Source organism: Pseudomonas laurylsulfativorans (assembly GCF_002906155.1).
In the GTDB taxonomy this organism is placed as follows: Bacteria; Pseudomonadota; Gammaproteobacteria; order Pseudomonadales; family Pseudomonadaceae; genus Aquipseudomonas; species Aquipseudomonas laurylsulfativorans.
Genome location: NZ_MUJK01000013.1, coordinates 103,610 through 126,431, shown reverse-complemented (window position 1 = coordinate 126,431; position 22,822 = coordinate 103,610). Strand labels below are relative to the sequence as shown.

Sequence of the window (22,822 nt, the reverse complement as noted above, 5' to 3'; positions counted from 1 at the left end):
GAAGCAAATGGACAAATTCAGGATCCATCGTCTGCTGAGCGACGCAACTATGCAGCTCTGCCTTTCTGGCGAATTCCCAGCCAGCACCGGTGCCCCCGTGCTGGTGCGATACCCGACGATTTCACCGGATGGGAGCCAGGTCGCCTTCGCCTATGACGATCTGGCGGATTCTCTCCATTGGCGTCGAAGCGGTGTCGTTGCTCACCGCACGAAAATGCCTTGCGACTCGGCCCAGCACTGCTACGGTGAACTGCGGCGTGGAGTAGTTCCCATGCCTTTGGTACTTCACGTCGGAGGGAGGCCACCTATGGATAACTGCAAGCAGCCAACAGACAATGACGAATCCGGGGCGGATGAGCGCTTCCACTGCCTGGAGTACCTCGACGACGACTTCCCCTACTACAACGGCAAGCCCGTGGGCCTTTCAGGCAAACAATGGCTGCTGCTAATGCTTGGGGTGCTGGCCGGGTTCCTGGTGTTGATAGCGCCGTTGCCATTGTTTGCGGGAAACATTGGGCAGTTCATTCCCGCAACCCTGTTCTTCGCCATTCCGCTGGCGACGCTGGCATGTATCACTCCGCAACATTGGACGGCACTGTTGCGCAGGGTCACGGGCCGCGACATCAAATGGATGATACTGTTCGCGCTGCTCAATATCGTGGTCACCATGGTCATAGGCCTGGTGGTCATGAAGACCCTGGGTACGCACTCAAACCCGGTTTTCGCAGGGATGGCGACGCAAACACCCGTCGAGCACCTACTTTTCTTTCTCAAGACGCTGCCGCAGTTATTGGGCGAGGAGGTGCTGACGATCTTGCCATTCCTTGCACTGATGACGTTCCTGAACACGCGGTTGCACTGGTCACGCAAGGGAACGATCGTCGGTGCCTGGCTATTGTCGGCCCTGCTCTTCGGCGCGGCGCACCTGCCGACCTATGATTGGAACATGGTGCAGGCGTTCGTCGTTATCGGCAGCGCGCGGCTGGTTCTGCTGCTGCCCTATATCATGACGAAGAACATCTGGGTCTCCACGGGCGCCCATATACTCAACGACTGGACGCTCTTCATCATCGCCCTGTTGGGCGCCATACCCCCTGGGCACTAAGGCCAAGCCGAGTTGCGCGATCGGCCGGGCCAGGCCCTGTGGGTCTGCCGGCCGCACACGCAAGGGACGCTTGGATGCATCAGAGGTTGCCTTCAGACCCGGTGTAACTTGCACCCTGGACTTTGCCACTGGCACTGGACAGGCACGACCAAGGAGCGTCCGCCTCAGGTACGCTGATCGTCACGCCAATTCCCGCTTCGGCGGTCATGACGTCGGTCACCGAAAGTTTGCTGACGGCCACACCGGTTTTCTTCGCCACCTCGGCCAGGCAGGCCTTCTCCGCCTTGCTGGTGGCAGATGTGCCACTGGTGCTATTGGCACTCACAGCGCCCGATGTCGCTAGCTGGCAAACCCCGTTAGCCCCGCCTTTACCGGTATAGGATACGTCCCATGATTCATCTGGATTGCGCGTGAGGGTAATCGCCACGCCAGAGCCCTTGGCTTCATAGGCGTTGTCGTTGAATTTCTTCAGTTTGGCCTCCTTGCCATTGATGAACACTGGCCCGCCCTTATCCGCATGCACGGCGATATTGGTCGGGCACTCGTAGTTGAGCTGCGGAATATCAGCACTGGCCACAGTGGCAAACAGTAAAGTGGTGGCTCCCAACAAAAACCTGTTCATGTTCATGCGACGTTCTCTTTCCGTTTGAGAGTGGTTGGGTTTACTGCACAAGCATCATTGTCATGCGACAGCGCACGCAAGGCCGAAGCTAGCTGAAACGACTTGTCTCCACCTCGACGACACGGCTTCGGCAGTATAGGTGGTAGTGGGCAGTTTGAACGGCCAAACGCTCACGGCCGGATCTAATTGTCGGGTAGTCAGACGCGGTTGCCCGCATCCCCTGGACATGCGAGTTTCCCAGCACACGGCTCAAGCCTCTGCTAAGGCCCCATTGGGCACCCGGTTTGCCGCTGCGTAAAGACCCTGCGAAGAGCCAATTCTTGCGTCCAAGAGCCCATGGTCGGATCTGGTTCTCGGCTCAACTGGATATGACGCAGGGCCTGCTCGGCGAGCAGGCCCTTGTTGGTGGCGTGCAGTTCGAAGAACTTGCATTGCGCATGGGCCATGCAGCCGATCTCGGTTACGCCGAGTTCGAAGCTGGCCTTGTTTGTAACCGCCAAAAATCATCACACACCAGCTTGCCGTTTCAGTCTTGCAGGAAGTTGCGAGCGTGCTCAACGGCTCTGCTGGGGCTGAAGTCGTAAACGACAGCCGCTGTTTCGCAGAATTGGCTGGTGGCTTAGGCCCACACATAAGAACGATGGGTTTTCTTCGAGCCCGGAGCGAGCATCTGCACCGGTGTTTCATCGGCGTGGATGACCTGGTGCCCGAGCACTACGTCGCGCAGCGCATCGACCAGAGGCTGCGGAACGGGGGCCTGGATCAGCGTTTCGCAGTCATCGCACACCCACTTGCCACGGACATGGCGTTCAACGGTAAACACGCCGGGCGTGTAGTCCAGCTTCTCGCTGACGTCTTCACCGATGCGTTTCAGTGCACAGCCACAGGGGCAGTGAGTATTGTCGGGCTCGTGATGGATCAACGTGCGTGGAAACTCTGTCGGCAACGCAGTGCGCTTAGGTTTTTGCTTTTTTCGGTCGCAGCTGGCACTGCTTGCAAGGCCTGAAGCTCTGCTTCAATCGCCGCGATATCGGTATCGATCAAGTCATCGAGCAAGCTGGCTTGCTCAGGATTCATCTGCTCGCTGTGCTTGGCAAACTTCAAGCGCTTGAGCTGTGCGATCTCGTGGATCAGCTTCTCGATAATCGTTTGGTCGCGGTGTATCTTCTTGCCCATGGTGTCGACTTGCGACAGCAACTGCGCTGCCAAGGCACGCAGTTGGTCGGGGGACATTTGGTCAAGATTGGGCGAAGAAGTCATGTCGGGGATTTTGCCAGAGCAGGCAGTTCGCGGCGATAGATCGATAGGCTAATGGTGGCCTTTAAAGCAATGTGATCGCGCTGCCAGATCCCACGCGATGCCATGGCATGCCCAGCACCAAGGCTTGAAGTTGCTCGGCATCCAATTCCATTTCAGAGCCCTGCCGAATGCCTGGCCAGTGAAACTTGCCTTGGTTCAGCCTCCGAGCCGTCAGCCAAATGCCAAACCCGTCATGCACCAGAACTTTCATGCGAGTGGCGCGGCGGTTGGCGAACAGAAAGGCGCAGTGCGGCTTTGCCGCACCGAACACCGCGATCACCCTGGCTAATGCGGTCTCGGTGCCTGCGCGCATGTCCATCGGCTCGGTGGCGAGCCAGATGGAATCGATGCGTATCATTGGGCGAGTCCTCGAATGAAGCGGGCGCATCCCTCGGGATCTGAGGACGGCCACTTCACCGTGAGCGTTTGCTGGCCAAGCGGTAATTCAATGATCGTCAACGCTTCAGCCTTTCGTTTTGGTTCGACTTTCAAAGGAATGAAAGCTGGCAGCACGACTGCCTGCTGATCGCGGTAAAGCGGTATCCACCGGCGAACGACATTGGCGTTGATACCGTGCCTCATGGCAATAGCCGCCACAGAAACACCGGGCTGCTCGCACTCTTGGACGACTTGGGTTTTGAAGGATTTCGGGTAGGACTTACGTTGGCGCATGGTGATCCTGGCGTGAAGGGTAATTGCGTCCGCTTAAAAAAATACGCGGACACAATCGTCCTTATCGGCCGGGCTCGGAAGGTGTGTTCGCCGGCCCCTTACGGCTATTCGAGACTCTGGTGCTCTTGCACAAGACGTAGGGCGGAGCGGTTACATGGTCGCCAATGAGCTTGCTCTGAGCAATCTTCGTTTTGGCAGCACGGTCATAGTTGACTGTGTTAACCCAGTAATCGAAAGCCGAAAGGCGTGGAGCAATATCGCCGCACGCTCTGGTGCTCCATTAGTGAACATCCAAGTGATCTGCTCTGATAAACATGAACACCAGCGCTGGGTAGAAACCAGAAAAATTGATATTCCTGGGCTGACTCCACCAACCTGGCAATCTGTACTGGTTCACGAATATGAGGCGTGGGAAAGCGCTCCGTTTAATATAGACACAGCCCTGACGTCTCCGGCGCAGGCGGTGGCGATGATCACCGAACGATTTTTATCCAAGGAGTAGCGCCAGCTAAAAGCCCAAGGTCGCAAGGTGTGATTAGCAGACGCTAACCTAGCTTGTGCGTTCCTGAGTTGAATATCTGACGCGATGCTCGCTCAACATCAACGTCGCTATAGCTACCAGTACAGGTACAAAGGCAAGCGCACAGATAACGGTCCAACCGTATCGATTCAATATACCTCCCGATGCAAACGAGCCGAGTACCATGGCGCCAAAGACAATGAAATCATTGAGCGCTTGGACACTGTTTCTTTCGCTTGTTTTATGGCACTGAAGGACGAGCGCAGAGGCGCCGACAAAACCGAAATTCCAGCCAATCCCTAGAAGCACCAAACATAGATAAAAGTGGTAGGACTGCACGCCGGCAAGCCCGACAGCAACAGACGCGCCGGTTAACATCAACCCCATCAACACAACGCGGTTTGCCCCAAAACGGTGGATCAGCTTTCCAGTGAAAAAACTGGGTGCGTACATTGCAATTACGTGCCACTGCAATGCCAGGTTCGATGATTCCAGTGAAAGATCCTCCTGCTTCATTGCTAGTGGGGCCGAAGTCATCAGGAAATTCATCAAGGTGTAAGTTATGACGCCACAGAGCATGGCGTTGATGAGTCGAGGCTGCCGAACAATCACCGCAAGCGGGCGACCTGGAGTACGAACAGCCGCCTCAAGGCGTGGCAAGTCGACACCTAGCAGCACCGCCGCCGAAACCACTGCCATTAATGCGGCTGCAACATAAGTAGCGATAAACAGGTGTGACTCCCATAGGTCCATCGTATAGGTGACCGTCTGTGGACCGAGTACACCCGCCACTAGCCCTGCAGCCATGACGATTGAAAGCGCCCAGGGCTGCCTGTTTTCTGGAACGCATTCTGCGGCGGCGAAACGAAACGTCAGCACCACAGCGGCATAAGCGCCACCAAACAGCATCGCAGCACAGAAAATGAAGAAGGAAGACAAATAAATGCCAATCGCAGCCAGCACTCCCATCAGGATGCCGCACAACGCTCCCAGCATAAATACGAGACTGCGCCCATAGCGCTGCGCAATGGCGCCGGCAGGTAGCGTGCAGCTCGCCATGCCCACGACAAAAATGGAGATAGGCAGCGTCGCCAATGCTTTATCCGGTGCAAGCATGTCTCCCACGATAGCGCCGGTTGCATAGACGATGACTGAGTTACCACCCGCCAATGCCTGGGCGGTTGCCAGTCGAAAAATGTTGCTGTTCCCAGATGTGGTTGACACGACTTCTCTCCCTTGAATGAATCGTCCCTTAATGCAGCTGTAGCGTGCCGATTATCAATGAAAACTAATAGCCGCGCTGCTCCTTTCGATATCCCGGCGCCGGTACCGGCTCATCGACAAGGGCCTCCCGACAGCGGGCCTGCTAGCCCACGTCATGGTGGCCAAGTTCGCCGAACATCTGCCGCTGTATCACTAAGAGAAAGTCTTAGGTCGCAGCGGACTGCCCATCGACTGCTCAAGGTCGCGCGCACGCTGGCGGACCTTGAACAAGCCGACGGGATCAGACGCGAACATTTGGCCGAGGGGCTGCAATATCGGCCGACAATGCTCTAGCCGGTGTCACCCTTTGGTCAGATCAACCAACGGCGTCTGCCGCACCTCAGTCTCCCGCCCACCCTGAATCTCGCTGACCTGCTTCAAGGCCTTATCCACTGCCGCCTTATCCGCCAACAAGCTGTAGCTGATGCGGAACTGCTTGTGTTCCTTCGGCCCAATTGTTGGTACCAGGTTCAGTGGCCGCTGATAACGGCGGTTATAGGAAAAACTTGTCCCTGGCTCCAGCCCCGTGACATAGCCCTGGCCTTGGGTGTCGGTGTTTTTCCACAGGGAAAACACGGGGAGTGTCTGAGTATTGAAGCCGACCGAAACGCCCAGGCTGCCGGCCTTGTTATGCAACACGGTCAACGTATCGCCCTTGGCATCGGCATACGGCACCACGTTGTAAACCGTTTCGTCGTAGTCCTTGGTCGGTGCGCGGTAGGTTTGCCAATCGGGCAAATCGCCCTTGGCCTTGTCGTTGAACGGCGACACCTGTTTCACCGGCGCGGCGAAACGAGCGCCCTGCTCCAGGAACGGGGTGCTGAAGTTACTGTGATACAGCGCCTGGTATTCCTTCGGATAGTCGCCGTTGTTGGCCAGGGTGTCGTTGAGGGCGAACACTACGCTGCCGGGTTCGGTGACCAGTTCGGTCTCGACGGAGAAGTCGACCTTCTTGAATGCCTGCTCTTTCAGTTCGCCGCGCAGGGTGATGGCGTACGGTGGTTTTTCATCGATGTGCAGGGTGACTTTGTTCGCAGGGATATTGGCGGCCCGACCGTGCAGGGTCAGCAGTTCGCCGTTGTCGACGCCAGGGTGGCCGACCCATTCGTATCCGCAGCGGGTGACCAGCTCATTGAAACCTTCCAACCAGCCCAGACCACCGCGGCCATTGAGTTCGATGAAGGACGGATTGACCACTTCCTTGACCGGCGAATCCCAGCCCATGCGCACATTGCCGACCGAGGCCTGCAAGACGTTCATTCCGCGAGTCGGCACTACCGAGAGTTTCATCGTGCCGTTATCGATGTCGACGATGCTGACGCCCTCCTGCCGACCGCCGTGCAAGGTGCGCAGGGTAACGCTGAAGGGTTTGTCGGTTTTTATGCCGAGTTGCTGGCTGGTGATCTGCCAGTTCTGGGCGGCTTTGTCGGTGTCGAGCAGAACGTAGTCCCAGGCCATGGCGTGGGAGGCAGCGGACAGTGCGCTGAGGGCAACAAAGAGTTTGAGCGGGGTCATGGCAGCAGCCTTTCTTGGAGTTGTGCCGTTTTTATAAACTTGATGAAACGTTTCAGCAAGCTTAAAAATCCACACCGCGATGGTAATTTCGACAACGACTCAGCGAAACCGATCAACCTCATGCCGCAAATCCGCCGCAAGCTTCTCCAGCTCTTTGGCAGTTACCGCCACCGGCTCATCCAGCGCATTATCCAAGGTGAACATCGAGGCCAAGGCACCTTACTTTCCGAGAGACTCGACAACTACGTCAGCGATACCACGTTCTCATCGTTTAATCCCCGCGCCAGATGGCACCTTTTAAACACCTCCATATTGATACACCGTCGCACTCCAATACTGGCTGCCGTTACGTTTTTGGCGAATCCACCCATCGGCCACCAGTTGTTTGGCGATCATTCGATTCATAAAACCATGACCGAGCAGCAGAACCGGTCCTTCGCTGGCAAGGGACTGAAGTCGTCGAGCTGCCGTGCTGGCGCGTATCCTCGCAGTGCCGGCGGATTCGACTCTGCGTGAGTAGCCGCACAACCATAAGACTCGAAGGATAAATGCCCAGGTAAACGGTGATAGCCGTGGCAGTTTCCAGTGACCATAAGGCAGTTGCGCTTCACAGAAAAGCGCGTCGACGAGGGCGGGCTTCAGGCCAAGAGCCTGGACGGAGGTCAGCGCACGAGGCGCGCTGCTCGAGACAATCACCTTGGCGGTTGCGGCGAGCTGCATGCTGGCTTCCGGGACGGGGTGGTTGGTAATTTCGGACCGGTTGTATTGCTCGATCCAGTCTTCCATATCGAGCGCTGACATTTTTTCGGTTGCGACCAGTTTTGGCTGGCCGTGACGCATCAGGATTATTTCCCTACTCACTGTATGTTTACGTCCTTGTTCAGGTGTGCGGTCAATGTGGAAGGAGTGCGGTTCCGGGAACTTGAGGTTTGACTCTTAAACCAATCGTGATCGCGGTACCACGCCACCGTGTCGGTGATTGTCTGCTCTATTGCTCGGAAACTTAGGCCAAGCTCTTGTTCACTCTTGCTGTGGTTGAAATAGGTGCGGTCCTTCTCTCGTACCAACAGGCGCAACGTGGCCATGCTCAGCAGAATGGGCTTGCTGGTAATACGCGCATACATCTCCTGCACAGCCGCCAACGTGTATAGAAAGGGGAGCGGTAGTTGTCGAACGGGTGTCTTGACGCCCGCTATACGTCCAAGCATAGGCACCAGCTCACGCATTGTCATATGCCGGCCCGCCGCGAGATAGCGCTCACCTTGCCGCCCATGTTTGGCCGCGGCAATCTGCGCTAATGCCACATCGCGGGCATCAACAACGGAGAAGCTACCGGGGATCAGTCCGGGTAATTTGCCGTGCACGACATCGTTAACCAACTGTCCCGAGGAGGTCGGGCCAATGTCGGCAGGGCCCCACATCCAGCCAGGCAGGACCATGCAGGCATGCATCTCGGGATGGAGCTCCAGGAACGACAAGACGACACGGTCGGCGAGGATCTTGCTTCGGTAGTAGTCATCCGCATCGGCGTCGGCCCGCAGACATGTCTCATCGATGGACATTCCAGGTGCGCCGTCGAGCACGGCAATGGAAGACGTATGGATGAACCGTCGTATACCGGCGCGGTAGGCCTGGTGAATCAGGTCCCGCGTACCGGCGACATTGATCTTTTCGAGTTCCTTCCAGTGGCTGCCGCCCTTGTAGTTGTCGCGAAAGAACGCCGCGGTGTGAAACACCGTATCGCAACCTTGCAGCGATGCTGCGAATGCGTCGACATCGGCCATGTCCCCAACGACCAGCTCCACTCCCGGCAGATTGTTGAACTGCTGTTCACCTTTGGCTCTTGAGCGGACCAGGCCTTTGACCGTATAGCCACGAGCGACCAACTCACGCACTAGATTGTTGCCCAGCAAGCCGGTTGCTCCAGTAACAAATGCACTGCGCATGGCTCAACCCTCACTCTGTTCGGCTAACGGCATCAACACCGCACTGTCGAAGAAGGCCTCTTCACGGATGGCCAGGCCGTTTCTGAAGGTGAAGTGTGCGGCGTAGTGCACGGTAATATGACGTCCATGGGGTGGAATCACCCGGCCTGGCAGCACCAAGGGTGCGGCGAAGGTGCCGGTCAGTAAGGCAGTCAGCGCCAAACGATCGTCAGCGACCATGAATGGGGTGAAGGTCACTTGGGCATCAGGGAGCGCTTCGAACAGCGCAGTCTCTCGTTTGCGCATGGATTCGCGACCGGTTTGAATCCCCATACCATCGAGGTAGATGAAGTCTTCGCAAACCAACGCAAGCATCGCCTCCACATCACGGCGATTGAAGGCTCTTGAGGCGCGGTCCGCATAGCCGTTGGGGCCAGTAGTCATACAATCCATTCCATTGGTTTCGAGGGCCTGTAGATATACCTTTGAGACCTCTCCCGAAAAACAGCGACTACTGCATAATGGATTTGCACATATGCAGACCAGGGAGGACAGGACGCATGGCGTTACAAGCAAATTGGGACGATCTTCGTCTGCTGTTGGCGGTCTCGCGGCGTGGCAGCTTCCTTCAAGCTGGCCAGTTGCTGGGTATCGCGGCGTCTACCGTGTCCCGCCGCCTGACCCAACTTGAGGTCGCACTGGGCGAGCCACTCGTCGAGCGGGGCGTTGAAGGATGCTGGTTGACCTCGCGGGGCCAATCCCTCGTGGAAGTTGCCCAGGCAGCGGAAGCGGGCTTGAGGCGTCAAACCGCTGCTGGCATATCCGAGCTACACACAGAGCTATCTGGCAGTGTCCTGGTCAGTGCCGGTGAGGGGTTTTCGTCTTGTGTGTTGGAGGCTGCGAGTCGCTTCACTTCTCTGCACCCGCGTTGCTCGGTGGAGCTGATGGTAACAGCCGACTTTCACAAGATCGTCCGCGGCGTGGCAGACATTGCTGTACGTACAGCTCATCTGGGTGAGCCGTCGCTGATTTATCGACCAGTAGGCCGGCTCGCCTACGGTGTCTTCGCTGATGCAGGTTATCTGAAGCGGTTTCCAGGGGTGACTCCGGCCACTGCGGTCAATATTGCCTTGCTGCCCCCGCTGGACATGTTGCCGCAAATGCGCGCGGCAAAAACCGGTGGTCTGGACCGCGCGCAGATCAGTGTGAACTCGTTCGCGGTTCAGCTCGAATCGGTCAGGCGAGGAATGGGTGTGGCAGTACTGCCCCGTATTCTGGCAAAGGACTTGATCGAGTTGTTCCCGGATCTCCAACTTCCAGATATGGAATTCTATCTGGTGACCCGGCCTCAGGCGTTGAAACAGGCTCACATCAAATGTTTTTTTGCCATCCTGGAGCAGGTGCTGCTCGAAGCCCTTCCCATAGCAAATGCGGAAGGTTACCTCTTGGGGGGCGACCCGAAATGAGTGCATGGGGGCGCTAGCCAAAATAATTGATAGATCTTGCTCCCGTTCATATCAATGTCAACGCAATCGCGCCCGGCTTTTTTCACACGAAAATGACGGCTTACGCGGTTGAGCAAGATGAAGGCTCAATCCTGGCCACGGTCCCGAGGGGGCGTCTTGGCAATCAGGACGATATTGCTGGCGCTGCCATCTTCCTGGCATCCAGAGCCTCTTCTTGGATTACCGGACATACGCTGGCGCTGGACGGTGGTCTGGTCGCAGCAGCCGGTTGATCAAATTAATTTTAGGAATACCCATGAGTAACTATTCTGTGGCAAGCCGCGATAGAAGGTCCCTCCGCTGGCAGCGGAGGGCATATGGATAACGCCGTCAACTGTGGCTCGCGGAAACCCAAATGGGCATTCAAGGCAATGCCAGCTGGGTGATGAATTTCGATGGCGCAACGGCTTCCTATTGATAGCGCCAATGAGGGGCACGCTGCATGTTTACTTTCATGAACTCGGCCCGTCTTGGCGTTGCCTTTGCGGGCTGAGTCATTGCGAACGAGCCTCTCAGAGCGCGCTGCCCAACCCACCGTTTTGTTGGTTGCTCGCGGATTTTGCGGATAGCCGCTCCCACAGAAAAACAATGTCTCAGGGCTGGCCGTCGCTTGCACTCACCCGTTGTTGCTCCTTGTCCCAAAGCGCAACCAGCCCGCCGAAAGTCCCGACATAGGCCGTGCCGTCCGGTGCCAGTGTGATCGGCGACCAGTTGTTGTCGAAGGCCTGGCCGACCCCGCTCAACGCCTTGAATCGGGTCTGGCCGCTGGCGAAATCCAGCGCCATCAGGTACCAGGCGTTCTCGCCGTCGGCCTGCGGTTCGAAGGTGTAGAAGTACAGTAGGCCGTTACCCACCGAGAGTTTTGGCACCACTGAAGGCGAACGTTCTTTCGATTCCCAGACCCGGTCACAGCCCGACTCGTCGGCGCGGATGTCGATACGGCTGATGCCGCCGTGCACGGCCTGCCAGTCCTTCTGCGCGAAGGCGCTGGTGTAGCCGGCGTTGTTCTCGAGGATGATCGAGCGTCCCCAGCCGATGGCCGAGTTGTCGGTGGCCGAGGCGTTGTTGTCGAACACCGGCAGTTTGCAGATCAGGCGATTGCCCACGTAGTCCTGCTCGCGACGATAAACCAGCAGGTTGATGCGCCCGTCGCTGTTGTCGGTGATGGTGACGTAGCGCTCGCCGAGCAGGGTCGGTGTGGTGCCGCTGCCCTGGTTGATCGCGCCGACCTTGCGCCCGGTGCCACGGTCGTAGACTTCGCGCCAGCCTTGCACGGGTTTGCCATCGGTATCCGCGGTGAAGCGGTACATGGCGTGATCGGACACCAGGTAGACGCCGTCGGCCGCCACCGACATGCCGTTCTGGATTTCTTCGTTGGCCAGTTGAATGCCCTGGACCTTGCCAGTGTCCGGATTCAGGGTGCCGATGCGACCGCGGCGGGTGATCCACCAGATCAAGCCCTGATGATCAGGCATGACCCCGGTAATGGGATCGCACTCACCCTTGGGAAACCACGAAGTCGGGCGCACGCAATCGTGGGGGACTTTGTCGCTCAGGTCCCAGTCATCGACCTTTTCGAATGTCCAGTCACCTGATGGGGCCTGACGATGCACGACGCGCTGGATGTGTTGCTCGGCGTCGGCGATGACCACGCGATTGTGCTCGTCGACATAGAAATAGGCGCCGGAGGTGTCCGCCATGATCTTGTCCGGGTCCAGGGTAATCAGCGCGTGGAAGGTCGACGGTCGCGGCGGCAGCGGGTAGCGGGCCAGCAACTTGAGGGTGCGCGGTTCGAGCAGTTGCAGTTCGAATTGCATCAGGTTGGCACACAGCACCACCAGGCGCCCTTGCTGATCGAAGGTATGAATCGGGCACATGCCGCCGGGCTTGCGACTGCCATCACGGCTGCTCGTTTGCATGTCCCGGCCTAACGGGCCTGGGCCAGGGTGCGTGTCAGAGCTATAGCCGTCGGAATGCATATAACTGCTGCCATTGCTGGCCATGAAGGGGTTGGCGGGCACGGCACCGCTCAACGGTTGCGCCACAGCGGCACTGCCGATCAGTGTCGTTGCATTGCCGGTGCTGGCCAGCGGTTGCGGGTCATAGGGTTCGGAACAGGCACTGAGCAGGCCGAGCAGGGGCAGGGCGAGCAGAAGTGGAGCACGCATCGAAGCCTCGCGATCTTGTTATTGGTGTCGTGCGTAATAAGCAGCAAACAGGCTGTACGGGCATCGGCTGTTTGGACTAACCCTTGCTGAAATGCCTCGCGACGCCGATCAAAGCGGACACTTATTTTGGCCGTTTCGATCTCCTTTTGGCCTGCCTCACGCTGTGAACCGGCCACACTGTCAGCAAGAATCAGACGCGGGTTGCAGAGCCCAACCCAGCGTCAAATCACAACCAGAAGCTTCACTTCCTTGCCCTTGGCTATTTTCAAGGCCGCTGCCGTGTACAGAACATAAAAACCATCGAACTCACGCCACACTTGGGGAAATGATCCATGGACACAATGAAACGCATACTGGGCGCCACCGTTTGCGGACTGTCGCTGCTGGCCAGCGCGGTACACGCCGAACAGCGAGAATTGCGGGTGTACAACTGGGCGGACTACATCCTGCCGTCCGTGCCCAAGGACTTTGCCAAGGACACGGGGATCAAGGTGACCTGGGACACCTTCGACACCAACGAGTCCCTGGAAGCCAAGCTGCTCACCGGCAACTCGGGCTACGACCTGGTGGTGCCCTCGAACCAGTTCATCGAAACCCAGATCAAGGCGGGCGTGTTCCAGAAACTCGACAAGTCCAAGTTGCCGAACTGGTCGCACCAGGACCCGGCGTTGCTCAAGCTGCTGGACAAGAACGACCCGGGTAACCAGTACGGCGTGCCCTACATGTACGGTACCGTGCTGATCGGCTTCAACCCGGCCAAGGTCAAGGCGGCGCTGGGCGAGAATGCGCCAGTGGACAGCTGGGACCTGGTGTTCAAGCCCGAGAACATGGAGAAGCTCAAGGCCTGTGGCGTCGCCATGCTCGACTCGCCTTCGGAGATCTTGCCGCTGGCCTTGCATTACCTGGGGCTGGACCCGAACAGCCAGAACCCGGACGACTACGAAAAAGCCAAGGCGCTGATGCTCAAAGTCCGCCCTTACGTCACCTACTTCAACTCCGCCAAGTACATGACCGACATCGCCAACGGCGATATCTGCGTGGCCATCGGTTACTCCGGCAGCTTCTATCAATTCGGCAATCGCGCCAAGGAAGCGGGCAACGGCGTGGTCGTCGACTGGCGCCTGCCCAAAGAAGGCGCGCCGATCTGGTTCGACACCTTCGCCATCCCGAAAAGCGCGAAGAATGTCGCCGAAGCCCACGAATTCCTCAACAACCTGCTGGACCCGAAAGTCATCGCGCCGATCAGCGACTTCCTTGGATACCCGAATGCCAACAAAGACTCGCTGACGCTGATCAACAAGGACATCACCGGCAACCCGAACCTGACGCCGACCAGTGAAGCGCTGGCGACGCTGTACGTCGTGCAGCCATTGCCGCAAAAGCTTGAGCGGGTACGGACACGGGTCTGGACCAGCATCAAGTCCGATCAGTAAAACCCTATCCCTGTAGGAGCGAGCTCGCGATGGTCGTTAACGATATCGCGTGTTTACTGGCTAAACGCGGCGCTCTTAAGTCCATCGCGAGCAAGCGAGCTCCTACAGGTTGCTATCTAAAGAATTCCCCCGGTGTTTCGCCGAACTGCTGGCGGAAGGCGGCGATAAACGCCGACGTCGAGTCATAGCCACAGGCCAACGCCACGTCGGTCACTCGCTCGCCCTGTTCCAGGGGCGTCAGGGCGCCGAGCAGGCGCAGACGCTGACGCCAGGCGCGAAAGGTCAGCCCGGTGTCGCGCAGGAACAGGCGGCTCAGGGTTTTCTCGGTGACGCCGAATTTGTCGCTCCAGTGGCTGAGCGTGGTCTGCTGCTCCGGGTGCGACTCCAGGCTCTGCGCGATTTGCCGTAATCGGCTGTCCTGGGGCAGGGGCAGCATCAGGTCGATCTGAGGCGCCTCGGCCAACTGATCCAGAATCACCTGGGCCAACCGGCCGTGCGGACCGCCCTGATCGTATTCCACCGGAACTTGGCTAAAGGCACGGATCAACTCACGCAACAGATCGCTGACCCCCAGCACATGACAGCCTGGCGGCGCCCACGTCGAGACGCTGCAATCGATGTACAGGCTGCGCATTTCCGTACGCGGTGAACTGAACACCCGGTGCGGCATGCCCGCCGGAATCCACACCGCACGTTCCGGCGGTGCGACGAAACGCCCGACGCCGGTCTGTATTTCGAGCACGCCCTGGATCGCATAGGAAAGCTGCACCCACGGATGGCTGTGGCGCCGGGTCAGGGCGCGATTGGGCAGCGATTCGGTGCGACCATAGAGCGGTCGTGGCAGGCTGGACAACCCGGGAATACTGCGTCGAACACTCTTGTCATGTCCTTTAGGCGGCATCAGCTGGCTCTTCGGCGTTAGTCGGTAATATTCAGTCACGTTAGAGTCGCTTCCACGTACTGGCAACCCCCGGAAGATCAAACCCATGACTCGCCCCCGACTGTTACCCGACAACTTCACCCTGACCCTGATCGGCGTAGTGACGCTCGCCAGCCTGTTGCCCGCCAGCGGCCAGGTCGCGGTCGGTTTTGGCTGGCTGACCAACATCGCCATCGCGCTGCTGTTTTTCCTGCATGGCGCCAAGCTCTCCCGCGAGTCGATCATTGCCGGTGCCGGGCACTGGCGCCTGCATCTGCTGGTTTTCAGCCTGACCTTCGTGCTGTTCCCGCTGCTCGGTCTGGCGCTCAAGCCTTTGCTGTCGCCGCTGATCGGCAATGACCTGTACATGGGCATGCTTTACCTGTGCGCGTTGCCCGCCACGGTGCAGTCGGCGATTGCCTTTACTTCGCTGGCACGGGGCAACATCCCGGCGGCGATTTGCAGCGCGGCGGCATCCAGCCTGTTCGGGATTTTCCTCACGCCGTTGCTGGTGACCCTGCTGCTCAATGTGCACGGCGAAGGCTCCTCGACCCTCGACGCCATCCTCAAGATCAGCGTGCAGTTGCTGCTGCCGTTCATTGCCGGGCAAATCGCCCGCCGCTGGATTGGCAACTGGGTGGCGCGCAACAAGAGCTGGTTGAAGTTCGTCGATCAGGGTTCGATTTTGCTGGTGGTCTACGGCGCGTTCAGCGAGGCGGTGATCGAAGGCCTCTGGCAGCAGATTCCGCTGCTGGATCTGGTCGGACTGGTGGTGGTCTGCTGCATCGTTCTGGCGCTGGTGTTGGTGGCCGCGACCGTACTGGGCAAGGCGTTCGGCTTCAATCAGGAAGACCGCATCACCATTCTGTTCTGCGGCTCGAAGAAAAGCCTGGCGACCGGCGTGCCGATGGCGCAGGTGCTGTTTGCCGGTAGCACCATTGGCTTGCTGATCTTGCCGCTGATGCTGTTCCACCAGATTCAACTGATGGTCTGTGCGGTGCTGGCGCAGCGTTATGCCAAGCGACCGGAATCGATTCCGGAACTGATGGCTCAGGTCGATCCCTGATGATCCCGGGAAACTGTAGGAGCCGGCTTGCCGGCGATGGACTCAAATGCGCCGCGTTTATCCAGCTCAAACGCGTTATCGTTAACGACCATCGCTGCAAGCCAGCTCCTACATTACCGCTGGTCAGCCGCCAATGGCGGGGTACGCGGCGGGATCATGCGTTTGCTGCCGGTCGACTCGAACGCCGACGCCAGGTGCAGCAGTTTCGAGTCGTCATAGGCGCGCCCGGCAAACGTCAGGCCGACCGGCATGCCGATGTCCGGCATCACGCCCATCGGCACGGTGACCGTTGGTACGCCGAGGTGGCGGATGGCGAGGTTACCGTTGGCGACCCATACGCCGTTGCTCCAGGCGATATCCGCCGATTGCGGATCGACATCGGCATTCGCCGGGCCCACATCGGCGACCGTCGGGAACAGCACCGCGTCGAGGCCCAGGCGATCCATCCAGTCTTCCAGATCGATCTTGCGGGTTTTTTCCAACCCGCGCAGGCCGTCGGGCACTGTGCTGATCTGATCCCACGGGGTGATGCCGCGCTCGGCCATGCGCACGTATTCGTCCATGCCGGCGGCCAGGTCGCCCTCGCGGTTGGGCAGTGTGCCCGGATCGTGAGGGAAGATCTGCGGGCCGTCGACATCGACTAGGCGATTCAGTTTGGGATCGCCGTTCGCTTGCAGGAAATCATCGAACGCCCAGGCGGTCAGGTCCCACAGTTCATGATGTAAAAATTCCTTGGAGACGATGCCGCGATTGAACACCGTCGGCGCGCCAGGACGATCGCCCTCGCAATTGGAAACCAGCGGGAAATCCACGTCGAGCACTTCGGCACCTGCGTCTTCCAGGGCCTTGCGTGCCTGTTCCCAGAGGCCGATCACCGAAGGACGGGTGTTGATGCGCTGGCCGGTCGGGCCACCGATGCCCGGCGCTTCGGATGTGCCGGCTTCAGGGTCGGCGTTGATGTACATGCGCGCAATGCCAAACTTCTTGCCTTTGAGCGCTTCGCTGTTCGCAGCCAGCGCGGCATAGGATTGCGGGCGTACCTCAGACGATTTTGGAATGGGCACCCAGGGCTGCAAGCGCCACAGGTCGCCGCGGGTGTCCGGGTCATCGGCCACGACAACGTCGAGCACTTCGAGCAGGTCGGCCATGGTCCGGGCAAACGGCACGACCACGTCCATGGTCGGGGTCAACGGCCAGTTGCCGCGTACCGAGATCACCCCGCGAGAAGGGGTGTAGGCGCACAAACCGTTGTTCGAGGCCGGGCCGCGACCGCTCGACCAGGTTTCTTCCGCCAGGCCGAAGGCCGAGAAACTGGCCGCGGTCGCCGTGCCGGCGCCGTTCGACGAGCCTGAAGCGAAAGGGGCGGTGAGGTAGTCAGCGTTGTACGGGCTTTCGGCGCGGCCGTAGACGCCGCGCTGCATCCCGCCGTTGGCCATCGGCGGCATGTTGGTCTTGCCCAGGCAGATCGCCCCGGCGGCGCGCAGGCGTTCGATGGTGAACGCATCGCGATAGGCGACCAGGTCCTTGAAGGCCGGGCTGCCGGAAGCGGCGGTGAGCCCCTTGACCAGATAACTGTCCTTGGCGGTGTAAGGGATACCGTCCAGCGGGCCCAGCACCTGGCCCTTGGCGCGACGGGCGTCGCTGGCTTGTGCTTCAGCGAGCGCCTCGGGGTTGCGCACCACGACCGCGTTCAGCGCCGTTGGCGTTTGCGGGCCGTCATAGGCGTCGATCCGCGCGAGATAAGCCTGGACCAGCTCGACCGAGGTGGTCTGGCCGGATTCGAGCGCGGCGCGCAGCTCGGCGATGGAGACTTCGGTAACTTCGATCATGCTGCCACCGCCGCTTGCAGGTGGAGGGTCCCAAACACTTCACTTTTCTCGAAATGGACTTTCATATCGTTATTCTCGTTGCACTGTGTGGCACGACAGGGTCGGGTGTTAAAAATACTGAGCACTATTTAGCATTAAACCGGGATTTTAGGAATCCGTTGTCCAATTTATCTTACAGACGACAGAAAAAAGGATCTTCACTCATTCCCGGGAAACTGTAGGAGCCAGCTTGCTGGCGATGGACTCAAGTGCGCCGCGTTTATCCGGTTCACACGCGTCATCGTTAACGACCATCGCTGGCAAGCCAGCTCCTACAGGGGACCGCGTCCGCGTCGAAATGATGTGAACACCGAACCGTAGGAGCCAGCTTGCTGGCGATGGACTCAAGTGCGCCGCGTTTATCCAGTTCATACGCGTCATCGTTAGCGACCATCGCTGCGATGCGGCGACCCGACAAGCCAGCTCCTACAGGAGACCGCGTCCTGGTGGAAATGATGTGAACACCAAACTGTAGGAGCCAGCTTGCTGGCGATGGACTCAAGTGCGCCGCGTTTATCTAGTTCATACGCGTAATCGTTAACGACCATCGCTGGCAAGCCAGCTCCTACAGGAGACCGCGTCCGCGTCGAAATGATGTGAACACCAAACTGTAGGAGCCAGCTTGCTGGCGATGGACTCAAGTGCGCCGCGTTTATCCAGTTCACACGCGTAATCGTTAGCGACCATCGCTGCGATGCGGCGACCCGACAAGCCAGCTCCTACAGGAGACCGCGTCCGCGTCGAAAATGATGTGAACTCCAAATCTGTGAAAGAACCAGAAAAAAGGCCACCACAACCCGACGTTGTGGTGGCCCGAGGTGACTCATTATAGTGGCCCGCACGCGCAAGCCAAAGGATCAGTGAGCGCCGGCAGCCTTGTTCAGGTCGCTTTCGGCCCATTCGGTGTACACGCAGGCATCCGCGGTGGCCCAGCGTACCTTGACCGGGTCACCGGCGTTGAGCGGCATACCGGCGGCGGAGAGTGCCTTGACCGTCATCGAGGTGCCGCCCGCAGTGACCACGCTGCAGGTCTGGCTTTCGCCGAGAAACAACACTTCCACGACCTTGGCCGAGACTTCGTTCCAGCCGGCGGCCAGCGGTTCGGCAAGGGCTTGTTCATGACTCAGGGCCAGGGCTTTCTCCGGACGCACCATCAACAGCACGTCCTGATCGGTTTGCAGGCCGGCAGTGAGGCGGATCGACAGCGCCTGGCCTTCAAAAGTCGCCACCGCATTGCCCTGGGCCTTGAGCTTGAGGAAGTTCGAGTTACCGAGGAACGATGCGACGAAGGCGTTCGGTGGGTTCTGGTACAAGTCATAGCCGCTGCCCAGGCCGACGATCTTGCCGTGGCTGAAAATCGCGATGCGCTGGGACAGGCGCATGGCTTCTTCCTGATCGTGGGTCACGTAGACGATGGTGATGCCCAGGCGCCGATGCAGCTGACGCAGTTCATCCTGCAAGTCTTCGCGCAGTTTTTTGTCCAGTGCGCCCAAGGGTTCGTCCATCAACAGAATGCGTGGTTCGTAAACCAGCGCCCGGGCGATGGCAACACGCTGTTGCTGGCCACCGGACAGTTGCGAAGGGCGGCGATGGGCAAATTGCTCGAGCTGCACCAGTTTGAGCATCGCATCGACCCGGCGCTCACGTTCGGCGGCGGCGAGTTTGCGGATAGTCAGCGGGAAGGCAATGTTGTCGCGCACGGACAGGTGCGGAAACAGCGAGTAGCGCTGGAACACCATGCCGATGTCGCGTTTGTGCGGCGGCACGTTGACCAGCGACTGGCCGTTGACCAGGATCTCGCCGCTGCTCGGGGTTTCGAAGCCGGCGAGCATCGACAGCGTCGTGCTTTTGCCCGAGCCGCTGGAGCCGAGGAAGGTGAGGAATTCGCCGTCCTTGATGTCCAGCGAGATGTTGTCCACGGCGGCAAAGTCGCCGTAGTGCTTGTTCAGGTTACGCAGGCTGACCAAGGGCTTGTCATTTTGCTGCGCGGAATCTTTGATCACTGCACTCATGTCGTACTCCTGGGCGCTCAGGCGCTGATTTCGTTGCGCCGGCGCAGGGCAGCGGCGATGACCATGACCAACACCGAGAGGCCGATCAGCAGCGTCGAAGCGACGGCGATCACGGGCGTCAGGTCCTGGCGCAGGGTGGTCCACATTTTCACGGGAAGGGTTTGCAGGGTCGGGCTGGCCATCATCACACTCAGCACCACTTCATCCCACGAGACGAGGAAGGCGAAGAGGGCGCCGGCCACCATGCCCGGACGGATCGCCGGGAAAGTCACCTTGAATACCGCTTGCAGGCGCGAGGCGCCGCAGATCACCGCCGCGTCTTCGATCGACTGATCGAACAGCTTCAGCGAGTTGATGATCGAGATGATGGTGAACGGCAGCGCGACGATGACGTGGCTGACCACGAACGCGAACATGGTTCCGGTGTAGCCGAGTTTCAGGAACAGCGCGTACACCGCCACGGCGATGATCACCAGCGGCACGATCATCGGCAGGGTGAACAGGCCGTAGAGCATTTCCCGGCCGGGGAAACGGCCACGCACCAGGGCGAAGGCGGTCGGCAGGCCCAGGGCGACGGCGAAGAACGTAGTCAGCACCGCGACCTTGAGGCTGGCCATCGCCGCGTTCATCCAGTCGGCATTGGAGAAGAACTGGCCGTACCATTTCAGCGTCCAGCCCGGCGGCGGGAACACCAGCCATTGTGACGAGCCGAACGACAGCAGCACGATGAACACGATCGGCAGCAGCAGGAACAGACCGATCAGCCCGGTGGTGGCATACAGGCCGAAGCGCATGCGCCGGCTCATGGCATTGGGGGTCAGGAGCATGACGGCTTACCTCGCGTTGCTGGCGCCAACCGGGGATTCCGGCTGGAGCTTCAGGTAGAAGTAGAACAACACCAGCGTGATCACGATCAGCAACGCGGCACCGGCGCTGGCCAGGCCCCAGTTGAGGAACGACTGCACCTGCTGAATGATGAATTCGGGCAGCATCATGTTCTGCGCACCACCCAGCAGCGCCGGGGTCACGTAGTAACCGAGGGACATCACGAACACCATCAGGCCGCCGGAGAACAGCCCCGGCCGGCACAGCGGCAGGAACACCCGGAAGAAGTTGGTCCAGGGGCTGGCGCCGCAGATGGAACCGGCCTGCAGGATCATCGGGTCGATGGCCTGCATGGTCGCCTGCAATGGCAGCACGATGAACGGGATCATGATGTAGCTCATGCCGATCACCACGCCGGTGAGGTTGTGCACCATCTCCAGCGGTTGATCGATGATGCCCATGGCCATCAACGCCTTGTTGATCACCCCCGAGGCTTGTAGCAACACCAGCCAGGAGTAGGTGCGGGCGAGCAGGCTGGTCCACATCGACAACAGCACGATGTTGAGGATCCAGCGCCCCCAGCCGCGCGGCACCAGGGTGATCGCCCAGGCCAGCGGGAAGCCCAGCAGCAGGCTGAACAATGTCACCAGTCCCGCCACCGAGAAGGTGTTGAGCAGTACCCGGGCATAGGCCGAATTGGCGAACAGTTGCTCGTAGTTGCCCAGCCCCGGCACCGGCTCCAGCACGCCGCGCAGCAGCAGGCCGATCAGCGGCGCGAGAAAGAACAGGCCGAGAAACAGCAGGGCCGGGACCAGGTTACTGGCGCCACGCCAACGCTGTTTCAGCGACGGCGAGGGTTGCTTTGCAACGGTCTGGCCGGGTGCCGAACCGGCAGCGCCAGTGGCGCTCCCGGTGGCCGTTGAGGGACGAGACGCGGTTGCCGTCATTTTCATTTGACCAGCCATTCGTTCCACCGTGTCGCGATGGCCGGACCGTTCTTGGCCCAGTACGCGAAATCAAGAGTGATCTGATCCTTTGCGTAGGCGGTCGGCAGGTTCGGGGCCAGCACCGGGTCCAGGCGCTGCACGCTGTCGACGTTGACCGGGGCGTAGGCGGTCAGGTTGGAGAAGTCGGCCTGGCCTTTGGCACTGCTGGCGTTGGCCAGGAACTTCATCGCCGCGTCCTTGTTTTTCGAACCCTTGGGAATGACCAGGATGTCGGCCATGACCAGATTCTGCTTCCAGCTTACGCCCACTGGGGCGCCGTCTTCCTGCAGGGCGTGAATCCTGCCGTTCCAGAACTGGCCCATGCTCGCTTCACCGGAGGCCAGCAGTTGCTGCGACTGCGCGCCGCCGCCCCACCAGACGATGTCTTTCTTGATGGTGTCGAGTTTCTTGAACGCGCGATCCAGGTCCAGTGGGTAGAGCTTGTCGGCAGGCACGCCATCGGCGAGCAAGGCCAGTTCAAGGACGCCAGGGCTTGGCCATTTGTAGAGGGCGCGTTTGCCGGGGTAGGTCTTGGTGTCGAACAGCGCGGACCAGTCCTGAGGTTTGCTGGCGCCGAGCTTGCCTTCGTTGTAGCCGAGGACGAAGGAGAAGAAGAACGAGCCGACGCCGTGATCGCTGACGAAGCGCGGGTCGATCTTGTCGCGATCAATGACTTTGAAATCGAGGGGTTCGAGCAAGCCTTCGGAGGCGGCGCGCAAGGCGAAGTCGGCTTCGACGTCGACCACGTCCCACTGCACGTTGCCGCTTTCGACCATGGCCTTGAGCTTGCCGTAGTCGGTCGGGCCATCCTGCACAACGGTGATGCCGCTGGCCTTGCTGAACGGGTCGGCCCAGGCCTGCTTTTGCGCATCCTGGGTGCTGCCGCCCCAACTCACGAAGTTGACGCTTTCAGCCGCCAGCAATGCCTGGCTGGTCACACTCAGCAGTCCCGCGAAAAGAACCGCGGTCGCACGTTTGTTCAACACCATTTTCACGCCCTCATTGTTGTGTTTATGAGCGGGGCTTTCGAGTGCCCGCCTATCGGGAGCAGTAGGTCCTTCGAGTCAGTGCTGACTGTCCGGTCTATGGAATATCATATTATGGTATTCCAAACTTTGT

Annotated in this window: 19 protein-coding genes and 5 pseudogenes; 8 read left to right on the top strand and 16 right to left on the bottom strand. The window is 59.3% G+C overall.

Annotation, left to right across the window (positions count from 1 at the left end):
• Positions 1-307: 307 nt before the first annotated feature.
• Positions 308-1,105 carry a CPBP family intramembrane glutamic endopeptidase gene (locus B0D71_RS27215; protein ID WP_103397467.1) on the top strand — a complete coding sequence of 266 codons (798 nt, stop codon included), beginning with the start codon at positions 308-310 and terminating at the stop codon, positions 1,103-1,105.
• Between the two features lie 340 nt (positions 1,106-1,445).
• Here B0D71_RS27215 and B0D71_RS31595 read toward each other — a convergent pair.
• The 4 genes and pseudogenes from B0D71_RS31595 to tnpA form a co-directional block, all read right to left on the bottom strand.
• Positions 1,446-1,727, bottom strand: a pseudogene (locus tag B0D71_RS31595) (hypothetical protein); the annotation flags it as partial.
• A gap of 88 nt (positions 1,728-1,815) precedes the next feature.
• A pseudogene (locus tag B0D71_RS27205) lies at positions 1,816-2,987 on the bottom strand (IS66 family transposase).
• Positions 2,988-3,048: 61 nt separating this feature from the next.
• Complete coding sequence (gene tnpB / locus B0D71_RS31985) at positions 3,049-3,384, bottom strand: IS66 family insertion sequence element accessory protein TnpB (protein ID WP_165798758.1); 336 nt, start codon at positions 3,382-3,384, stop codon at positions 3,049-3,051.
• Entirely contained in the window at positions 3,381-3,698 is a 318-nt protein-coding gene (gene tnpA / locus B0D71_RS27195; RefSeq protein WP_103397465.1) for an IS66-like element accessory protein TnpA, read from the bottom strand. Before tnpA ends, tnpB begins: the two co-directional genes overlap by 4 nt.
• 103 nt (positions 3,699-3,801) lie before the next feature.
• Here tnpA and B0D71_RS27190 point away from each other — a divergent pair.
• Positions 3,802-4,200 (top strand): annotated as a pseudogene (locus B0D71_RS27190) (P-loop nucleotide/nucleoside kinase family protein); the annotation flags it as partial.
• A 48-nt stretch (positions 4,201-4,248) separates the two neighbouring features.
• Here B0D71_RS27190 and B0D71_RS27185 read toward each other — a convergent pair.
• Positions 4,249-5,442 (bottom strand): MFS transporter, encoded by a 1,194-nt coding sequence (locus B0D71_RS27185; RefSeq protein ID WP_103397464.1) that lies wholly within the window; start codon positions 5,440-5,442, stop codon positions 4,249-4,251.
• Positions 5,443-5,548: 106 nt separating this feature from the next.
• Between B0D71_RS27185 and B0D71_RS31980 the strand changes: the two are divergent.
• Positions 5,549-5,698 (top strand): annotated as a pseudogene (locus B0D71_RS31980) (IS66 family transposase); the annotation flags it as partial.
• Positions 5,653-5,775, top strand: a pseudogene (locus B0D71_RS32490) (magnesium chelatase subunit ChlI family protein); the annotation flags it as partial. The pseudogenes B0D71_RS31980 and B0D71_RS32490, both read left to right, overlap by 46 nt.
• Before the next feature lie 6 nt (positions 5,776-5,781).
• On the opposite strand, the gene B0D71_RS27175 reads toward B0D71_RS32490, so the two are convergent.
• From B0D71_RS27175 to B0D71_RS27160, 4 genes are all read right to left on the bottom strand, one after another.
• Positions 5,782-6,996, bottom strand: a complete 1,215-nt coding sequence (locus B0D71_RS27175; RefSeq protein ID WP_103397463.1) for an aldose 1-epimerase family protein — start codon at positions 6,994-6,996, stop codon at positions 5,782-5,784.
• Between the two features lie 297 nt (positions 6,997-7,293).
• Complete coding sequence (locus B0D71_RS27170; RefSeq protein WP_103397462.1) at positions 7,294-7,836, bottom strand: histidine phosphatase family protein; 543 nt, start codon at positions 7,834-7,836, stop codon at positions 7,294-7,296.
• A gap of 17 nt (positions 7,837-7,853) precedes the next feature.
• On the bottom strand, positions 7,854-8,942 hold the full coding sequence (locus B0D71_RS27165) for an SDR family oxidoreductase (RefSeq protein WP_103397461.1): 1,089 nt from the start codon (positions 8,940-8,942) through the stop codon (positions 7,854-7,856).
• 3 nt (positions 8,943-8,945) lie between these two features.
• Positions 8,946-9,365: an ester cyclase gene (locus B0D71_RS27160; protein WP_103397460.1), complete on the bottom strand. Its 420-nt coding sequence runs from the start codon at positions 9,363-9,365 to the stop codon at positions 8,946-8,948.
• Between the two features lie 116 nt (positions 9,366-9,481).
• On the opposite strand from B0D71_RS27160, the gene B0D71_RS27155 reads away from it, so the two are divergent.
• On the top strand, positions 9,482-10,387 hold the full coding sequence (locus B0D71_RS27155; protein WP_103397459.1) for a LysR family transcriptional regulator: 906 nt from the start codon (positions 9,482-9,484) through the stop codon (positions 10,385-10,387).
• 26 nt (positions 10,388-10,413) lie between these two features.
• Entirely contained in the window at positions 10,414-10,659 is a 246-nt protein-coding gene (locus B0D71_RS32485; RefSeq protein ID WP_103397458.1) for an SDR family oxidoreductase, read from the top strand.
• A gap of 360 nt (positions 10,660-11,019) precedes the next feature.
• On the opposite strand, the gene B0D71_RS27145 is transcribed toward B0D71_RS32485, so the two are convergent.
• A complete protein-coding gene (locus tag B0D71_RS27145) occupies positions 11,020-12,594 on the bottom strand; it encodes a PQQ-binding-like beta-propeller repeat protein (protein ID WP_103397457.1) in 1,575 nt (524 codons plus the stop codon).
• A 332-nt stretch (positions 12,595-12,926) separates the two neighbouring features.
• On the opposite strand from B0D71_RS27145, the gene B0D71_RS27140 reads away from it, so the two are divergent.
• The gene (locus tag B0D71_RS27140) at positions 12,927-14,027 is read left to right on the top strand and encodes a polyamine ABC transporter substrate-binding protein (RefSeq protein ID WP_103397456.1); all 1,101 of its coding nucleotides are present in this window, start codon (positions 12,927-12,929) and stop codon (positions 14,025-14,027) included.
• Between the two features lie 112 nt (positions 14,028-14,139).
• Here the strand turns inward: B0D71_RS27140 and B0D71_RS27135 are convergent, their stop codons facing one another.
• Complete coding sequence (locus tag B0D71_RS27135) at positions 14,140-14,928, bottom strand: AraC family transcriptional regulator (protein ID WP_103397455.1); 789 nt, start codon at positions 14,926-14,928, stop codon at positions 14,140-14,142.
• A gap of 85 nt (positions 14,929-15,013) precedes the next feature.
• Here B0D71_RS27135 and B0D71_RS27130 point away from each other — a divergent pair, with 85 nt between their 5' ends.
• Positions 15,014-16,012 carry a bile acid:sodium symporter family protein gene (locus B0D71_RS27130; protein ID WP_103397454.1) on the top strand — a complete coding sequence of 333 codons (999 nt, stop codon included), beginning with the start codon at positions 15,014-15,016 and terminating at the stop codon, positions 16,010-16,012.
• A 113-nt stretch (positions 16,013-16,125) separates the two neighbouring features.
• Here the strand turns inward: B0D71_RS27130 and B0D71_RS27125 are convergent, their stop codons facing one another.
• The 5 genes from B0D71_RS27125 to B0D71_RS27105 all read right to left on the bottom strand — a co-directional run bounded on the left by B0D71_RS27125 (position 16,126) and on the right by B0D71_RS27105 (position 22,692).
• Positions 16,126-17,841, bottom strand: a complete 1,716-nt coding sequence (locus tag B0D71_RS27125; protein WP_103397453.1) for an amidase — start codon at positions 17,839-17,841, stop codon at positions 16,126-16,128.
• Positions 17,842-18,737: 896 nt separating this feature from the next.
• Positions 18,738-19,892: an ABC transporter ATP-binding protein gene (locus tag B0D71_RS27120; protein WP_103397452.1), complete on the bottom strand. Its 1,155-nt coding sequence runs from the start codon at positions 19,890-19,892 to the stop codon at positions 18,738-18,740.
• A gap of 17 nt (positions 19,893-19,909) precedes the next feature.
• Positions 19,910-20,719: an ABC transporter permease gene (locus B0D71_RS27115; protein ID WP_007976227.1), complete on the bottom strand. Its 810-nt coding sequence runs from the start codon at positions 20,717-20,719 to the stop codon at positions 19,910-19,912.
• A 6-nt stretch (positions 20,720-20,725) separates the two neighbouring features.
• The gene (locus tag B0D71_RS27110) at positions 20,726-21,670 is read right to left on the bottom strand and encodes an ABC transporter permease (protein ID WP_165798757.1); all 945 of its coding nucleotides are present in this window, start codon (positions 21,668-21,670) and stop codon (positions 20,726-20,728) included.
• The gene (locus B0D71_RS27105) at positions 21,667-22,692 is read right to left on the bottom strand and encodes an ABC transporter substrate-binding protein (protein WP_103397450.1); all 1,026 of its coding nucleotides are present in this window, start codon (positions 22,690-22,692) and stop codon (positions 21,667-21,669) included. The genes B0D71_RS27110 and B0D71_RS27105 overlap by 4 nt, the downstream gene beginning before the upstream one ends.
• Between the last annotated feature and the right edge of the window lie 130 nt (positions 22,693-22,822).

What these genes read in the sequence shown, in the direction of transcription:
- B0D71_RS27125 (WP_103397453.1), bottom strand. Translation starts at nt 17,841, where the DNA reads ATGATCGAAGTTACCGAAGTCTCCATCGCCGAGCTGCGCGCCGCGCTC.
- B0D71_RS27115 (WP_007976227.1), bottom strand. Translation starts at nt 20,719, where the DNA reads ATGCTCCTGACCCCCAATGCCATGAGCCGGCGCATGCGCTTCGGCCTG.
- B0D71_RS27135 (WP_103397455.1), bottom strand. Translation starts at nt 14,928, where the DNA reads ATGCCGCCTAAAGGACATGACAAGAGTGTTCGACGCAGTATTCCCGGG.
- tnpB (WP_165798758.1), bottom strand. Translation starts at nt 3,384, where the DNA reads ATGATACGCATCGATTCCATCTGGCTCGCCACCGAGCCGATGGACATG.
- B0D71_RS27160 (WP_103397460.1), bottom strand. Translation starts at nt 9,365, where the DNA reads ATGACTACTGGCCCCAACGGCTATGCGGACCGCGCCTCAAGAGCCTTC.
- B0D71_RS27130 (WP_103397454.1), top strand. Translation starts at nt 15,014, where the DNA reads ATGACTCGCCCCCGACTGTTACCCGACAACTTCACCCTGACCCTGATC.
- B0D71_RS27105 (WP_103397450.1), bottom strand. Translation starts at nt 22,692, where the DNA reads ATGGTGTTGAACAAACGTGCGACCGCGGTTCTTTTCGCGGGACTGCTG.
- B0D71_RS27215 (WP_103397467.1), top strand. Translation starts at nt 308, where the DNA reads ATGGATAACTGCAAGCAGCCAACAGACAATGACGAATCCGGGGCGGAT.
- B0D71_RS27110 (WP_165798757.1), bottom strand. Translation starts at nt 21,670, where the DNA reads ATGAAAATGACGGCAACCGCGTCTCGTCCCTCAACGGCCACCGGGAGC.
- tnpA (WP_103397465.1), bottom strand. Translation starts at nt 3,698, where the DNA reads ATGCGCCAACGTAAGTCCTACCCGAAATCCTTCAAAACCCAAGTCGTC.
- B0D71_RS27140 (WP_103397456.1), top strand. Translation starts at nt 12,927, where the DNA reads ATGGACACAATGAAACGCATACTGGGCGCCACCGTTTGCGGACTGTCG.
- B0D71_RS27165 (WP_103397461.1), bottom strand. Translation starts at nt 8,942, where the DNA reads ATGCGCAGTGCATTTGTTACTGGAGCAACCGGCTTGCTGGGCAACAAT.
- B0D71_RS27170 (WP_103397462.1), bottom strand. Translation starts at nt 7,836, where the DNA reads ATGCGTCACGGCCAGCCAAAACTGGTCGCAACCGAAAAAATGTCAGCG.
- B0D71_RS27120 (WP_103397452.1), bottom strand. Translation starts at nt 19,892, where the DNA reads ATGAGTGCAGTGATCAAAGATTCCGCGCAGCAAAATGACAAGCCCTTG.
- B0D71_RS27155 (WP_103397459.1), top strand. Translation starts at nt 9,482, where the DNA reads ATGGCGTTACAAGCAAATTGGGACGATCTTCGTCTGCTGTTGGCGGTC.
- B0D71_RS27175 (WP_103397463.1), bottom strand. Translation starts at nt 6,996, where the DNA reads ATGACCCCGCTCAAACTCTTTGTTGCCCTCAGCGCACTGTCCGCTGCC.
- B0D71_RS27145 (WP_103397457.1), bottom strand. Translation starts at nt 12,594, where the DNA reads ATGCGTGCTCCACTTCTGCTCGCCCTGCCCCTGCTCGGCCTGCTCAGT.